We start from the raw sequence: 14,432 nt of genomic DNA, 5'->3' as shown, positions 1-14,432 counted from the left end.
GCGCCTACCGCCTCTTCCATCCGCCGCGATGCCCCGGCGCGCCGCCGCTGGAGCGGGGGGAGGGGCCGAATTCGGGGCCGGACTGGCGGGAGTCGGTGGGCTGGATCACCTTGCTGGTGCTGCCGAAGGGTTTTGCGGGAAGGGCGCGCTCGGGGCGGTAGGGCAGGGATTCCGGGCCGTGCATTTCGTCGAGGTGGGGTTTGTGGACTCTTGAAGCGTCATGACTCGTGGAGGGATGCCCCTCACCCCGACCCTCTCCCCGCAAGCGGGGCGAGGGAGGAGAGGCGCTTCCGCGTCCCGCCGCGCCGCGCTTCTTCATCGCGCCCGCCGGCAAGTTAGCGGCGTCGCCGTATTTCTTGGCGCCGGCGTAGGCGCCGGCCTTGTTCTGCACCGTGCGCTGCTTGGCGGTGGGGTCGTCGACCACGGCGAGTTCGGTGGCGCGCAGGCGTTTGACTTCGTCGCGCAGCCTTGCGGCTTCCTCGAAATTGAGGTCGGCGGCGGCTTCGCGCATCCGGGTTTCGAGGTCGGCCAGCACCGTTTCGAAATTATGCCCGATCGAGATGACGTCGTCGGCCATGCCGCCGTCGCCGATCTCCACCAGCACATGGTCGCGCTCGTAGACGCTGTTCATGATGTCGCCGATGGACTTCTTGATGCTCTCCGGCGTGATGTTGTTGGCGGTATTGTATTCGACCTGCTTCTCCCTGCGGCGGTCGGTCTCGGCGATGGCGCGCTGCATCGAGCCGGTGATCTGGTCGGCATAGAGGATCACCTTGCCGTCGACGTTGCGCGCGGCGCGGCCGATGGTCTGGATCAGCGAAGTCTCGCTGCGCAGGAAGCCTTCCTTGTCGGCGTCGAGGATCGCGACCAGCGCGCATTCGGGAATGTCGAGGCCTTCGCGCAACAGGTTGATGCCGACCAGCGCGTCGAAGGCGCCGAGCCTGAGGTCGCGGATGATCTCGATGCGCTCGATGGTGTCGATGTCCGAGTGCATGTAGCGCACGCGGATGCCCTGCTCGTGCAGATATTCGGTGAGGTCTTCCGCCATCCGTTTTGTCAATACGGTGACGAGCGAGCGATAGCCGGCCTGCGCGGTGGCGCGGACCTCGCCGACGAGATCGTCGACCTGGGTGCGGGCGGGGCGAATGTTGACGGGAGGATCAATAAGCCCGGTGGGGCGGATCACCTGCTCGACGAACACGCCGCCGCTTTCGTTCAGCTCCCAGCCGCCCGGCGTCGCCGACACCGCGACCGATTGCGGGCGCATCATATCCCACTCTTCAAAGCGCAGCGGCCGGTTGTCCATGCAGGAGGGCAGGCGGAAACCGTATTCGGCCAGCGTCGCCTTGCGGCGGAAGTCGCCTTTGAACATGCCGCCGATCTGCGGCACCGTGACATGGCTTTCGTCGGCGAACACCAGCGCATTGTCGGGGACATATTCGAACAGCGTCGGCGGCGGCTCGCCGGGGCGGCGTCCGGTGAGGTAGCGCGAATAGTTTTCGATGCCGGCGCAGCTTCCGGTGGCTTCCATCATCTCGAGATCGAAGGTGGTGCGCTGCTCCAGCCTTTGCGCTTCCAGCAGCCGGCCCTGGTCGTGCAGCTGGTCGAGCCGCCATTTCAATTCCGATTTGATCGACTTGATCGCCTGTACCAGCGTCGGTCGCGGCGTCACATAGTGCGAATTGGCGTAGATCTTGATGAATTCGAGATCGTCCTGCCGGTGACCGGTGAGCGGGTCGAACTCCTCGATATTCTCGACCGTGTCGCCGAACAGGTTCACGCGCCAGGCGCGGTCTTCATAGTGCGCCGGAAAGATGTCGATGACGTCGCCGCGCACCCGGAAGGTGCCGCGGGTGAAATCGGCCTGGGTGCGCTTGTATTGCAGCGCGACGAGATCGGCGATCAACTGCCGCTGGTCGATGCGCTCGCCCTTCTTCAGCGCGAACGTCATCGCGGTGTAGGTCTCGACCGAACCGATACCGTAGATGCACGACACCGAGGCGACGATGATGACGTCGTCGCGCTCCAGCAGCGCCCGCGTCGCCGAGTGGCGCATGCGGTCGATCTGCTCGTTGATGGAGGAATCTTTTTCAATATAGGTGTCGGTCCGCGGCACATAGGCCTCGGGCTGGTAGTAGTCGTAATAGGAAACGAAATATTCGACCGCATTGTCGGGGAAGAAGCTCTTGAACTCGCCGTAGAGCTGCGCGGCCAGCGTCTTGTTCGGCGCCAGGATGATGGCGGGGCGCTGCGTGGCCTCGATCACCTTGGCCATGGTGTAGGTCTTGCCGCTTCCGGTGACGCCGAGCAAGACCTGCGTGCGGTCGTTGCGCGCGATGCCCTCGACCAGCTCCCTGATCGCGGTCGGCTGGTCGCCCTTCGGCTCGTATTCGGACTTGATGACGAAGCGCACGCCGCCTTCGGACTTCTCCGGGCGCGGCGGCCGATGCGGGGTCCAGACCTTGACCTGGCCGTCGTCGCCCTTGAATTCGGGCCGGCCCTCGCGGATCAGCGCTTCCAGCGCATCCGCGGTGGCAGCGACGCCGAGCGCCTCCATCTTGTTGCGCGGCGGCCGCGCCATCGCGGCGAGGTCTTCCTCCTCGGTGGTGAAGCCGAGTTGTCTTGCCAGTTCCGGATCGAGCGTGGGGATCGTCGCCGAGGTGCCGTAATTGGCTTGCGGGGCTTCGTCGAGGCCTTCTGCTCCCCTCGAGAGCGAGCTTCGCTCGCCTCGGACCCCGCCACGCGCGTTGCGCGCGGGGGGAGGGGAGGAAGAAACAGCATCCCGCTTCGCCGCATCGTCGCTCGTGCCGCGCGTCGAGGCCCGCGCGCGATGCAGCGCGGCTTCACCGCCGGAGCGGCGGTCTTTCGAATTGTCCGGCGGCGGCTGCAGTCCGGTGCCCGAGCCGAGACCGGCATCGCCGCGATTGATCGCGGGATTGAGCAGTTCCGCCAGCGCGGGGCCAATCGGCTGCACGTCGGGGCGGTGCGCTTTCGATTTCGGGGTTTTGCCGGGCTTTTTGGGATTGTCTGGGTTCTTCGCCATGGCGGGAATATGGGATGAGTCCGGCGGACATAAAAGGGCAAAAAGCCCGTGAGGATACGCGCGTGAATTGGTCGTCTCGGGACATCGACATCGGCTGTCGTTCCCGGTGCGCCGTCACGCTGCATTGTCAGCAGGTGGCAGCACCGTGGAACGACGCGGCGCCCGGCTGCCTGTCGCGGGTTGCTCGCCGCGCCGGCACCGTATCGCGCCTGCGCGGCGGCGCCGGTAATTCTGCGGCGGCCGGACGATTTGGGATTGACCGGGGGTCCTATTGGGGCCGACCATCGAGGCGCTGCCAGAGGGCAATCCATGAGGTTGTCGACTCGGTTGACGATTGCGATGGTCGCGCTGGTGTTGCTGGCGACGACTGCGGTAGGGGTGTTGACCTATCGCAAGATCGCGTCGATTGCGCTGCCCCGGGCATTGGATCGGGTCGATACCCACGCTCATCTGCTCGGCAGCGAGCTTGCCGCCTCGGTCCGCGGCGCCCGCGCCGACGTGATGGGATTTCGCTCCGCCGTCGCTGTCAACGACATCATGACTGTGCGTCTCAATCGCGGGATCGATCCGGCCGCCGCCGCCACCGAGGCGGAGTTGCGGCGGCGCCTCGGCCAGCGCTTCGCGGCGGAGCTTGCCTCCAAGCCCAACTATCACGCGTTTCGTATCATCGGGGTCGACGACGGCGGGCGCGAAATCGTGCGGGTCGACCGTTCCGGCCCCGCCGGCGCCATACGCATCGTTCCGGACCATGAATTGCGGCGCAAGGGCGACAGCACGGCCTTTGCCGAAACGATCCGGCTGCCCGCCGGCGAGGTCTATGTCTCGCCGGTCGATCTCAATCAGGACGACGGCGTGATCGAAATCCCGCATGTGCCGGTGGTGCGGATCGCAACGCCGCTGCACAACCCGGCCGGGCAACCCGTTGCGATCGTGATCATCAACGTCGATTTGCGGCCGACATTCAACCGGATCCGCTCGTCCCCGACCGAAGGCGGCCTGAGCTATGTCGTCAACGCTCAGGGCGACTATCTCGTTCATCCCGATCCGGGCCGCGAGTTCGGCTTCGTGCTCGGCAAGCCCGTTCATATCCAGGACGACTTTCCGGACTTCGCGGCAATACTCGCGGCCGGCGACGGCGCCCCCCGCGTCATGCAGGACCGGGCCGGCAATTCCTTCGGGCTCGGCATGGATATGCTGCGGCTGGCCGAAGGTCCGCTGGTCGCGGTGATCCAGGCGGTGCCGTATTCCATCCTGATGGCGGCCACGACAGCGGTGCGCGATTCCAGCCTGCTGGTCGGATTGGGTGCGGGCTTTCTTGCATTCCTGCTCGCCGTCATCGTCGCCCGCTCGCTGACGCGGCCATTGGTGCAGATCACCGGGGTGGTGGATGGCTTTGCCCGCGGCGAGACGATCGCGCTGCCGACCGGAGGAGGCCAGGAGATCAGGGCGCTGGCCGATGCGTTTGCGCATATGGCGGCCGAGTCGCGGGCGAAGACCGCGGCGCTCAATCAGGAGATCGAGGAGCGCCGCCGCACCGTCGAGCGCCAGCAATTGTTGGTCGCCGCGGTGGAATCGTCGAACGATGCGATCGTCACCGAAACCCTCGATGGGATCATCACCGGCTGGAATCCCGCCGCCGAACGCCTGTTCGGCTTCACCGCGCAGGAGGCGATCGGCAACAGCATCGACATCATCGTGCCGGCCGACCTGCGCAGCGAGGCCAGCGCCACGCTGGACAGGATCCGGAGCGGCGAGAAAGTCGATGACCACGAAACCGTGCGCACCGGCAAGCACGGACGGCGGATCGACGTGTCGCTCGGCGTCTCGCCGATCAGGTCGCAATCGGGAACGATCATCGGCGCCACCAAGGTGTCACGCGACATCACCGCGCGAAAGAAGGCGCAGGAAGCGCTGTTGGAAAGCGAGCAGATGGCGCGGGAAGTCATCGCCAATGCGTTCGAGGCGTTCATTCAGACCGACGATTCCAGTTATGTCCTCGAATGGAATCCGCAGGCCGAGGCGATCTTCGGCTGGTCGCGGCAGGAGGCGCTGGGCAAGCACCTGCCCAGCCTGCTGCTGTCGGAAACGCTTCAGCCGTACTGCCAGAGCATGAAGAAGCGGCTGCTGCAGAACGAGGAGAACGCGGCCGCCGGCGCGCGTTTTGAAGTCCAGGTCAAGCGCAAAGACGGACATTCCGTCAGGATCGAAGCATCCATGAACGCGCTTCGCCGTCGCAGCGGCTACCTGTTCAATATCTTCGCGCGGGACCTGACCGAAAAGATCGCGGCCGAGGAGCAGTTGAGACAGGCCCAGAAGATGGAAGCCCTCGGCCAGCTGACCGGCGGCATCGCGCATGACTTCAACAACGTGCTCACCGTCATCTCCGGCACCATCGAAATTCTGGCCGAGGAGGTCGCCGACAAGCCGGAAGCCGCGGCGATCGCCAAACTGATCAGCGAGGCGGCCGACCGCGGCGCGGAACTCACCGCGCATCTGCTCGCTTTCGCCCGCAAGCAACCGCTGCGGCCGCGCGAGACCGACGTCAACCGCCTGATCGTCGAATCGGCGAGGCTGCTGCGGCCGACCTTGGGCGCGCGCATCGAAATCGAAACGATGCTGATGGATTCGGTCTGGACGGCGCTGGTCGACCCGGGCCAGCTCAGTTCGGCCCTGCTCAATCTTGCGATCAATGCCCGCGATGCGATGCCGGGCGGCGGCAAGCTCATGCTCGAAACCAGCAACGTCACCCTCGACGAGAGCTATGCCGCCGCCAACGGCGACGTCAAGGCGGGCAACTACGTCATGATCGCGGTGAGCGATACCGGCAGCGGGATTCCGGAGGCGATCCGCGACCGGGTATTCGATCCGTTCTTTTCGACGAAGCAGACCGGCAAGGGGACCGGGCTGGGATTGAGCATGGTCTACGGCTTCGTCAAGCAATCCGGCGGACACATCAAGGTCTACAGCGAAGAGGGCCACGGTACGACGTTCAAGATCTATCTGCCGCAGGCAGACGCCGAGCCCGAGCCGGTCGCGGCGGAAACGTCCACGCCCGAGATGGTGGGCGGCAACGAGACGATCCTGGTGGTCGAGGACGACCCGCTGGTGCGCGCCTATGTCAACACCCAGCTCCAGAGCCTCGGCTACAAGACCCTGTCGGCCGCAAACAGCGTCGAAGCCCTCGCCATTGCCGACAGCGGCGCAGCCTTCGATCTCCTGTTCACCGATATCATCATGCCCGGACGGTTGAATGGCCGGCAGCTCGCCGCGGAGATGGCATCGCTGCGCCCGTCGCTCAAAGTACTGTTCACGTCGGGTTACACCGAAAACGCCGTCATCCATCATGGCAGGCTGGATCCCGGCGTGCTGCTGCTCGCCAAGCCCTATCGAAAACTCGAGCTGGCGCACATGCTCCGCGTGGCGCTGACGGCCGCCGGAATCTTCGCGGAAGCAACGCCGCCTTCCGGACCGGGCGGCTGAGCCCGGATATTGTCATTCCAAAGGCGCTTCATCGCTCGACCGCGAGAGAGTCCAGTATCGGTCTCTTGTTCGCAACTGCAAAATCTATCTAAAATGCCGCCATCGTATCCCCCTGAAACGCCTGAGGAGACCACGTGGCTGCTGAAATCAATCCGCTTGCCGGCAAGATCGTCGAGCCGTCGATGCTGGCGAATGTGCCGCGGCTGGTGACCGCCTATTTCGCAGGCAGGCCCGACCCGTCGGTGTCGGCGCAGCGGGTGGCGTTCGGCACCTCGGGGCATCGCGGTTCCGCGCTCAACAATGCTTTCAATGAGGCGCACATCCTCGCCGTCAGCCAGGCGCTGTGCGACCATCGCAAGCGTAGCGGGATCGATGGGCCGATGTTCGTCGGCATCGACACCCACGCGCTGGCGGAACCGGCGCTGGCGAGCGCGCTCGAGGTGTTCGCGGCCAACGGCGTCGAGGTGATGATCGACGAGCACGACGGCTATACGCCGACGCCGGTGATCTCGCGCGCGATCCTCAGCTACAACAAGGGCCGCGAGCGCGGTCTTGCCGACGGCGTCGTGATGACGCCGTCGCACAATCCGCCCGAGGATGGCGGCTTCAAATACAATCCACCCAACGGCGGGCCGGCGGACACCGACATCACGTCAGGGATCGAGCGCGCCGCCAACGGCTTTCTCGAGGACGGGCTCAGAAGCGTCAAACGCATTCCCTACGACCGCGCGCGCAAATCGTCCTGCGTTCACCGCCATGACTATATCGGGCCCTATGTCGCCGACCTTGCCAATGTCCTCGACATGGAGGCGATCCGCGGCTCCGGCGTCAGGATCGGGATCGATCCCTTGGGGGGAGCCGGCGTGCGCTACTGGCAGCCGATCATCGAGCGTTATCGCCTGACGGCGACCGTCGTCAGCGATGCGGTCGATCCGACCTTTCGCTTCATGACGGTGGATTGGGACGGCAAGATCCGGATGGATTGCTCGTCGCCCTATGCGATGGCGCGGCTGATCGGGATGCGCGACAGGTTCGAAGTCGCCTTTGCCAACGACACCGACGCCGACCGGCACGGCATCGTCACCGGCTCGAACGGGCTGATGAATCCGAACCATTACCTCGCCGCCGCCATTGCCTATCTGTTCGAGAACCGTCCGCAATGGCGCAAGGACAGCGCGGTGGGCAAGACCATCGTCTCCAGCGCGATCATCGACCGCGTCGCGAACAAGCTCGGCCGCCGGCTGGTCGAAACCCCGGTCGGCTTCAAGTGGTTCGTCGACGGCCTCAACGACGGCTCGTTCGGCTTCGCCGGCGAGGAAAGCGCCGGCGCCTCGTTCCTGCGAAAGGACGGATCGGTGTGGACCACCGACAAGGACGGCATGATCCTGGGACTGCTGGCCGCCGAAATGACCGCGCGGACCAGATCCGACCCGAGCCAGTTGTTCGACAAATTGACCAGCGAACTGGGCGTGCCGTTCTACGGTCGGATCGACGCGCCGGCGACTTCGGCGCAGAAGAATCTGCTGAAGGCGCTGTCGCCCGCAAAGCTTGCGATGGCGGAACTGGCCGGAGATCCGGTTCGATCGGTACTGACCGCGGCGCCCGGCAACGGTCAACCGTTCGGCGGCATCAAGGTCTCGTCGGACAATGGATGGTTTGCCGCGCGGCCGTCAGGCACCGAAGACGTCTACAAGATCTATGCCGAGAGTTTCCGCAGCGAGGCGCACTTGCGGCAGATTCAGGACGACGCCCAGCGCGCCATCGCACGCGCATTTGGGGCGAGCGCTTGAGCGAGAGCTTGCGCGGAAGGCTAGACGGCGCGGGAGGTCGGCGAGGGTTTGACGATATCGAGATGGATGCCGCCGCATCGCGTGCATCGAAGGGTCCAGTATTCGGACCCCGCCCGCCCGCCGATCACGCGCAGCACCGCCAGCGGGGCATCGCACTGCGGGCAGTCGGACAGCACCGTCGCGGTAGCGGGTGCGGCGCGTTTGGACTCGGATTCAAGCATAGGCGGCCGACCGCTCGGTCTGCGGCGACTGCCCGGCCGCCGCGTATCGCCTGAGGTTGAGGCGGTCGATCTGATTCTTGGCGTCGGCTATGGCGGCATCCGGATCGGGCCAGGCGAAGCCGATTTCGAGGGCCGCAAACGCGACGCCGCCGATCGACACAGGCTCGAGATCCGCCCGCCTGAGCCTGGCGTGCCAGAGGCCCTTGCCGGCTTCGAAGGATTCGATCGCAAAGCCCTCGTAGGTCATGCCGCGGCTCCAGATATTCCTGGAACCAAGGAAGCACGAGCCGATAAGACCGAACGTGATCCGGTTCACATTTCGGCGATTTTTTTTCGCCCCTTGTCCCGGGCCGCCGGTCCCGCGGCTGATCGCATGATCCAGCGCCGGAACGCGGCGAAATCGCGTTGCTCGGTCCGGAAGCTGCGATAGACCAGATACCATTGCATGCCCTTCGGCACCGTCAGCGCAAACGGCGCGACCAGCCGTCCCGCGGCGATGTCGTCGTCGATGTAGGGCCGGATGCCCATGGCGATGCCGAGCCCGTCGGCGGCGGCCTGCAAGGCCTGGCCGTAGAACTGAAACTCGGGCCCGCGCGCCGTGATCCGCGCTACCCCTGATGCCTTCAGCCATGACGGCCAGTCGCCGGGCGAATGTGCGACGCGGAGCAGGCTCGGTCCCCTGAGGTCGCCGGGCCGTTTCAGCTGTTGCGCGAGCTTCGGCGCGCATACCGGCACCAGGTCGGCCGCGAACAGCGGCTCGGCGACCAGGCCGGGCCATTTGCCGTCGCCGAGCTTGATGCCGCAGCTCCAGTCGTCGCCGAACGGCGCCGCGGCACCGCCGGTGGTGATGCGCACCTCGATGTCAGGCGCGTGTTTGCGAAAATCCGCCAGCCGCGGGATCAGCCATCGCATCGCGAAGGTCGGGCCGACGCCGATGGTCAGCACCCGGACGTTCGACGGCGCGGTCACCTGCGCGGTCAGGCTCGCCAGCGCGTCGAAGATCGGCGTCAGCCCGCTCTGATAGGCGCGCCCGGCCGGCGTCATCGCCAGCCGGTTGGCCTTGCGCTCGAACAGCGCGACGCCGAGCCGGTCTTCCAACAGATGCACCATCCGGCTGACCGCCGCCGCCGACACGTTGAGCTCGGCGCCGGCGCCCGCGAAACTGCCGGTGCGCGCGGCGGCCTCGAACGCCTTGATGCCGTTGAGAAAGAGCAGCCGCCGCATTTCACCCCAAAAACTTGCCACCCTCAGCAAAACTGATGCCAGGGCAAGGTAACTCAGTTTGCACCGCCGGTACAGGCGAGGCACAAATAACGCCGGAGATTCGAGATGAGCCCGCTTCTGATTGCCGCCCTCGGCTTGCTGATGGTCGCGACAGCGTTCCTGTCCGGTCTGTTCGGCATGGCCGGCGGCCTGATCCTGATCGGCGTGCTCCTGACCATCCTGCCGCTGCCGTCGGCGATGGTGCTGCATGCGATCACGCAGATGGCGTCGAACGGCTGGCGCGCCTTTCTGTGGCGCGGCCACATCAGGTGGCGGCCGGTCGCGATCTACCTGATCGGATGCGCCCTGGCGCTCGGCGCATGGTCGATCACCCGCTACGTGCCGGACAAGCCGATCGCGCTGCTGCTGCTGGGAGTGACCCCGTTCATGGCGCGGCTGACGCCGCGGAACCTGAAGCCCAACCCCGACAGCATCTGGCAGGGCAGCTTCTATGGCTTCATCTGCATGGGTCTGATGCTGATGACCGGCGTCTCCGGGCCCCTGATGGACACCTTCTTTCTCGGCGGCAATTTCGGCCGCCGCGAGGTGGTAGCGACCAAGGCTGCCTGTCAGGTCGCCAGCCATTTCGTCAAGCTGGTCTATTTCGGCGGCATCATCGATCAGGCCGCCACGCTCGATCCGGTGCTGGCGATTATCGCCGTCGCGGCGTCGATGACCGGCACCACGCTGGCGCGGCGTTTCCTCGAGGCCATGACCGACCTGCAATTCCGCACCTGGGCGGGACGGCTGATCACGACGGTGGCCTGCTATTACATCATCTACGGAAGCTGGCTCTTGCTGGCGCGCAGCAACGCGTTCGCCTTTTGACGAAAGGAGAAACCGGATGGCCGACAGCACAGATCCGCTGGTGCTCGATCTCGTCGAATGGATCGCCCGCGAACCGAGAACCTACTCCGAAGCGATCGAGGCGTGGCGAACCTCATGCCCGCGGCTGACGATCTGGGAAGACGCGGTCGACTGCGGTTATGTCACGCGCGAGGCGATCGTGGGCGCCGCCGTCAAAGTGAGGCTCACCGAGGCCGGCGAGAAATTCCTGCGGGATAACGGCCGCGTCGGCTGACCACGGCCGCGCCGACCGGCTTCTGCGAATATCGTCAAATCGTGCGGGCGGCAGCCGCCTGATCACAATCCCGCGCGCGGCGCCAATGCCATTGACTTGCCGCCGCCTTCCGGCAACATTCATGCAAACGCATCCAAATTGGATGACAGGTCATCCCCAGCAGGACAGCAACGCCCATGATCGATCTCTATTACTGGACCACGCCGAACGGCCACAAGATCACGATGTTCCTCGAAGAGACCGGGCTGAAATACAAGGTCTTCCCGATCAACATCGGCAAGGGCGACCAGTTCAAGCCGGAGTTTTTGGCGATCGCGCCGAACAACCGCATCCCGGCGATGGTCGATCACGAGCCGAAAGGCGGGGCTAAGCCGATCTCGATCTTCGAATCCGGCGCGATGCTGCTCTATCTCGCCGAGAAAACCGGAAAGTTCCTGCCCGCCGACCTCTATGGCCGCTACGACGCGATCCAATGGACGTTCTGGCAGATGGGCGGGCTCGGGCCGATGGCCGGGCAGAACCATCACTTCTCGAACTACGCCCAGGAAAAGATCAAATATGCCATCGACCGCTATGTGAACGAGACCAACCGGCTCTACGGGGTGCTCAACAAGCGGCTTTCCGATCGCGAGTTCATCGCCGGCGACTATTCGATCGCGGACATGGCGAGCTATCCCTGGATCGTGCCCTACAAGAATCAGAGCCAGAACATCGACGACTTCCCGCATCTCAAGCGCTGGCTCGAGACCATCCGCGAGCGGCCGGCGACGGTGCGCGCCTACGCCATGGCCAAGGAGGTCAATCCGAATTTCGGCCAGCCGGCGATCCGCACCGAGGAAGAGCGCAAGCTGCTGTTCGGGCAGACCGCGGCGGTGGTGAGGTAGTTGACAACTCCAACTCGTCATACGCGGGCTTGATCCGCGTATCCATCGTTTCAAGAGGGATGGATTGCCGGGTCAAGCCCGGCAATGACGAGAAGGAAACGCCGGCTCGGCCTAACGTCATCGGCCGCTGTAGACCGGCCGCCGGTCCGCGATCCATGCGGCGAGGCCTTCGCCGAGATCATGGCTGGGCACCATGGCGGCGAATTGCTCGCTCTCGATCTGCAGCCCTTCGGCGATGCCCATGTTCAACCCGCGGGTCACGGCGGTGATGATGCCGCCGATCGCCAGCGGCGAATGGCGGGTGATCCGCGCCGCCAGTTCGCGCGCGGCTGACAACAGTTCGCTGTGCGGCACCACCATGTTGACCAGCCCGACCTCCAATGCGCGCGACGGCGGGAACGGGTCGCCCGTGAGCAGCAGTTCGAGCGCGCGCTTTCGCCCGGCGAGCCGCGGCAGCCGCTGGGTGCCGCCGAAGGTCGGTGGCATGCCCAGATTGATCTCTGGCTTGGCGAACAGCGCCTTGTCGCTGGCCACGGCCAGATGCACGGCCTCGGTGATCTCGCAGCCGCCGCCGAACGCGATGCCGTTGATCGCGGCGATCACGGGCTTTCGGAAAGCCTCGAGCCGCGCGGTCATGGCCTGTCCGCGCCGGACGAAGTCGCGGATCGCCGTATTGGTCCCGCGGCGCACGCTTGCGGAAAATTCATGGATGTCGGCGCCGGCGGAAAAGGCGCGCTCGCCCGCGCCGGTCAGGATGACGGTGCGAATGCCGGGGTCGACCTCGATGCTGTCCAGCAGCGCCATCAGGCGGTCGATCAGATGGTAATTCAGCGCGTTGAGTTTTTCCGGCCGGTTCAGCGTGACCAGGGCGATCCCGCCGGTGACGTCGAGCAGTACAACTTCGGACATGTTCCATCTCCCAAAATGCTGCGGGCACCCTATGGGGCACAGGCCGTTGTGTATATTCACTGGTTAGTATACATGCGGGGACATGGCGCGGCCCGTTACCGATACCCGTGAACGAATCATCGCAGCGGCGAGCAAGCTGTTCTACGATGATGGCATCCGGGGCGTGAGCGTCGACGCGGTGGCGGCGAAAGCCGGGCTCACCAAACGCACCCTCTATTATCATTTCAAGAGCAAGGACGATCTGGTGGCGGCCTATCTCGCCGCCCGCGATCAGCCCAATCTTGCCTTGTTCAAGCGCTGGTTCGCCGAGACCGAGGGCGGATTGCCGGACAAGGTGGAAGGGATCTTCCGCAATCTCGCCCGTTCGGCGCGGCATCCCAAATGGAAGGGCTGCGGCTTCCTGCGTACCTCGGCCGAACTTGCCAACATGCCCGGGCATCCGGCGATCCGGATCGGCGCCGCCCACAAGAAAAAGTTCGAGGGCTGGCTGCGCGCTGCGTTCGAGACCGAGGGAATCGCGCAGGCCACACAGCTAGCCCGCCAGATCCTGCTGCTGCTGGATGGCTCGTTCGCCGTCGTGCTGCTGCACCGCGACCCCTCCTATATGGAGACGGCCGGCGAGGCGGCAGCTTCGTTGACGAAGGCCGCACTGCCGGCGCGGCGCAAGCGCGGCTCCGCCGGTCGATGACGATTGCCGCGGGACGCGCGTGATGACGTAGCGATCAGCTCTTGGGAAAACCCACGGTCTGCGACAGCAGCACCTGCTGGTCGTGGCCCAGCCCCAGCGCATTGGCGATCGCGTCGCGATCGATCCAGGCGCGGATCACGGTCGAAAGCCCGTTGCCGGCGGCGAACAGGTACACATTTTGCGCGACCGCGCCGGCTGCGGCGGAGGCAAAACTCTCGCGGCTTGCGACCGGCACCAGCCGCATGCGGCTGTGGTCCGCGACGTAGACGAGGTCGAGCGGCGCCTCGTCGACGAAATCCTGATAGCCGGTCACCCGCCGCAGATCGGTGCCCGCAACGAGCTGCAATGCGTTGGCCTCGGCGTTGTACAGATACGCCCCTGATGGTAACGCCACATAGATGTCGATCTCCTGCGCGTGCATCGCCGAGGGCGCGGTGCGTCCGCCGTCTGGACGGTTGATGCCGTTGGCGGCCCATAGCAGGCTGGAGAGCATGGCCAGCGGCAATTCCGTGCGCGCGAATTCGCGCTCCGAGCGCCGCTTCGAAATGGCCTCCATCAGCGGCATGCCGCCGGCCTTGTCGGGGGCGGGCAGCGCGATCTTCGGCGTCGCATCGCCTTGCGCCGGCCTGGGACGCAATCGTCCCATCGCGCCGAGCGCCAGTTTTGTCAGTGTACTCATCGCGCCGGTCTCCTGTTGTTGAATTGCAGTTCGCGGTGCTGCAGCTACGGGCCGGTCAAGCCGTCCGTGCGGAGGTCTGCGGCGGGGCACCGGAACCGAGATTTGAATCGATCAGCACGGCCGTGCCCTGGTTGACCATGGCCACGGCGCTCTCGGCGTCGCCCGCCCTGGCCTCGAACAGCGCGCATCCTTCCAGCCCGCCGTCGATCAGCAGCTTCTGGGCGGCCCTGAATCGGGCGAGCGCCGCCTTCGCCGAGTCAAACGTCTTGAAATCGAAATCCTCATTGGGCCGTTTAAGGCGGACCACGAACATGCTGACCTCCGCAGTCAACGGGCGTCGCAACGACGATAGAATAATGAAGCGCCGAAATCGGCGGGCGCGTCTTGCTCTAGA

13 protein-coding genes are annotated in these 14,432 nt (G+C 65.3%); 6 read left to right on the top strand and 7 right to left on the bottom strand.

Translation table 11 applies throughout. From position 1 onward, the window contains the following. Window positions 1–4: 4 nt before the first annotated feature. Window positions 5–3,043, bottom strand: a complete 3,039-nt coding sequence (gene uvrB / locus KMZ68_RS21680; protein ID WP_215613193.1) for an excinuclease ABC subunit UvrB — start codon at window positions 3,041–3,043, stop codon at window positions 5–7. Window positions 3,044–3,352: 309 nt separating this feature from the next. Between uvrB and KMZ68_RS21675 the strand changes: the two genes are divergently transcribed. Continuing rightward, a complete protein-coding gene (locus tag KMZ68_RS21675; RefSeq protein WP_215613192.1) occupies window positions 3,353–6,523 on the top strand; it encodes a PAS domain S-box protein in 3,171 nt (1,056 codons plus the stop codon). A gap of 134 nt (window positions 6,524–6,657) precedes the next feature. Further along, the gene (gene pgm, locus KMZ68_RS21670; RefSeq protein ID WP_215613191.1) at window positions 6,658–8,313 is read left to right on the top strand and encodes a phosphoglucomutase (alpha-D-glucose-1,6-bisphosphate-dependent); all 1,656 of its coding nucleotides are present in this window, start codon (window positions 6,658–6,660) and stop codon (window positions 8,311–8,313) included. 20 nt (window positions 8,314–8,333) lie between these two features. Here the strand turns inward: pgm and KMZ68_RS21665 are convergent, their stop codons facing one another. The 3 genes from KMZ68_RS21665 to KMZ68_RS21655 form a co-directional block, all read right to left on the bottom strand. Further along, on the bottom strand, window positions 8,334–8,534 hold the full coding sequence (locus tag KMZ68_RS21665; protein WP_215613190.1) for a hypothetical protein: 201 nt from the start codon (window positions 8,532–8,534) through the stop codon (window positions 8,334–8,336). After that, window positions 8,527–8,781 (bottom strand): hypothetical protein, encoded by a 255-nt coding sequence (locus tag KMZ68_RS21660; RefSeq protein ID WP_215613189.1) that lies wholly within the window; start codon window positions 8,779–8,781, stop codon window positions 8,527–8,529. Before KMZ68_RS21660 ends, KMZ68_RS21665 begins: the two co-directional genes overlap by 8 nt. Window positions 8,782–8,846: 65 nt before the next feature. Next, a complete protein-coding gene (locus KMZ68_RS21655; protein ID WP_215613188.1) occupies window positions 8,847–9,758 on the bottom strand; it encodes a LysR substrate-binding domain-containing protein in 912 nt (303 codons plus the stop codon). Window positions 9,759–9,863: 105 nt separating this feature from the next. On the opposite strand from KMZ68_RS21655, the gene KMZ68_RS21650 reads away from it, so the two are divergent. The 3 genes from KMZ68_RS21650 to KMZ68_RS21640 all read left to right on the top strand — a co-directional run bounded on the left by KMZ68_RS21650 (window position 9,864) and on the right by KMZ68_RS21640 (window position 11,762). Further along, on the top strand, window positions 9,864–10,625 hold the full coding sequence (locus KMZ68_RS21650) for a sulfite exporter TauE/SafE family protein (protein WP_215613187.1): 762 nt from the start codon (window positions 9,864–9,866) through the stop codon (window positions 10,623–10,625). 16 nt (window positions 10,626–10,641) lie between these two features. Further along, a complete protein-coding gene (locus KMZ68_RS21645) occupies window positions 10,642–10,878 on the top strand; it encodes a hypothetical protein (RefSeq protein ID WP_215613186.1) in 237 nt (78 codons plus the stop codon). Between the two features lie 176 nt (window positions 10,879–11,054). Continuing rightward, entirely contained in the window at window positions 11,055–11,762 is a 708-nt protein-coding gene (locus KMZ68_RS21640) for a glutathione binding-like protein (RefSeq protein ID WP_215613185.1), read from the top strand. A 117-nt stretch (window positions 11,763–11,879) separates the two neighbouring features. Here KMZ68_RS21640 and KMZ68_RS21635 read toward each other — a convergent pair whose 3' ends face one another. Then, entirely contained in the window at window positions 11,880–12,671 is a 792-nt protein-coding gene (locus tag KMZ68_RS21635) for a crotonase/enoyl-CoA hydratase family protein (RefSeq protein WP_215613184.1), read from the bottom strand. Window positions 12,672–12,753: 82 nt separating this feature from the next. Here KMZ68_RS21635 and KMZ68_RS21630 point away from each other — a divergent pair, with 82 nt between their 5' ends. Beyond that, a complete protein-coding gene (locus KMZ68_RS21630) occupies window positions 12,754–13,359 on the top strand; it encodes a TetR/AcrR family transcriptional regulator (protein WP_215613183.1) in 606 nt (201 codons plus the stop codon). A 34-nt stretch (window positions 13,360–13,393) separates the two neighbouring features. Here the strand turns inward: KMZ68_RS21630 and KMZ68_RS21625 are convergent, their stop codons facing one another. Both KMZ68_RS21625 and KMZ68_RS21620 read right to left on the bottom strand, forming a co-directional pair. Further along, window positions 13,394–14,038: a nitroreductase family protein gene (locus KMZ68_RS21625; RefSeq protein WP_215613182.1), complete on the bottom strand. Its 645-nt coding sequence runs from the start codon at window positions 14,036–14,038 to the stop codon at window positions 13,394–13,396. A gap of 55 nt (window positions 14,039–14,093) precedes the next feature. Next, entirely contained in the window at window positions 14,094–14,351 is a 258-nt protein-coding gene (locus KMZ68_RS21620; RefSeq protein ID WP_215613181.1) for a hypothetical protein, read from the bottom strand. Window positions 14,352–14,432: the final 81 nt, after the last annotated feature.

Origin of the sequence: Bradyrhizobium sediminis (genome assembly GCF_018736105.1) — a bacterium.
Taxonomy (GTDB): domain Bacteria; phylum Pseudomonadota; class Alphaproteobacteria; order Rhizobiales; family Xanthobacteraceae; genus Bradyrhizobium.
The sequence above is the reverse complement of the archived record's forward strand: the minus strand, read 5'-3'. Positions and strand labels throughout refer to the sequence as shown.

Excerpts from the sequence above, each read along its gene's own strand:
- KMZ68_RS21635 (WP_215613184.1), bottom strand. The coding sequence starts at position 12,671 with ATGTCCGAAGTTGTACTGCTCGACGTCACCGGCGGGATCGCCCTGGTC.
- KMZ68_RS21625 (WP_215613182.1), bottom strand. The coding sequence starts at position 14,038 with ATGAGTACACTGACAAAACTGGCGCTCGGCGCGATGGGACGATTGCGT.
- KMZ68_RS21645 (WP_215613186.1), top strand. The coding sequence starts at position 10,642 with ATGGCCGACAGCACAGATCCGCTGGTGCTCGATCTCGTCGAATGGATC.
- KMZ68_RS21620 (WP_215613181.1), bottom strand. The coding sequence starts at position 14,351 with ATGTTCGTGGTCCGCCTTAAACGGCCCAATGAGGATTTCGATTTCAAG.
- KMZ68_RS21640 (WP_215613185.1), top strand. The coding sequence starts at position 11,055 with ATGATCGATCTCTATTACTGGACCACGCCGAACGGCCACAAGATCACG.
- KMZ68_RS21665 (WP_215613190.1), bottom strand. The coding sequence starts at position 8,534 with ATGCTTGAATCCGAGTCCAAACGCGCCGCACCCGCTACCGCGACGGTG.
- uvrB (WP_215613193.1), bottom strand. The coding sequence starts at position 3,043 with ATGGCGAAGAACCCAGACAATCCCAAAAAGCCCGGCAAAACCCCGAAA.
- KMZ68_RS21650 (WP_215613187.1), top strand. The coding sequence starts at position 9,864 with ATGAGCCCGCTTCTGATTGCCGCCCTCGGCTTGCTGATGGTCGCGACA.
- KMZ68_RS21660 (WP_215613189.1), bottom strand. The coding sequence starts at position 8,781 with ATGACCTACGAGGGCTTTGCGATCGAATCCTTCGAAGCCGGCAAGGGC.
- KMZ68_RS21675 (WP_215613192.1), top strand. The coding sequence starts at position 3,353 with ATGAGGTTGTCGACTCGGTTGACGATTGCGATGGTCGCGCTGGTGTTG.
- KMZ68_RS21655 (WP_215613188.1), bottom strand. The coding sequence starts at position 9,758 with ATGCGGCGGCTGCTCTTTCTCAACGGCATCAAGGCGTTCGAGGCCGCC.
- KMZ68_RS21630 (WP_215613183.1), top strand. The coding sequence starts at position 12,754 with ATGGCGCGGCCCGTTACCGATACCCGTGAACGAATCATCGCAGCGGCG.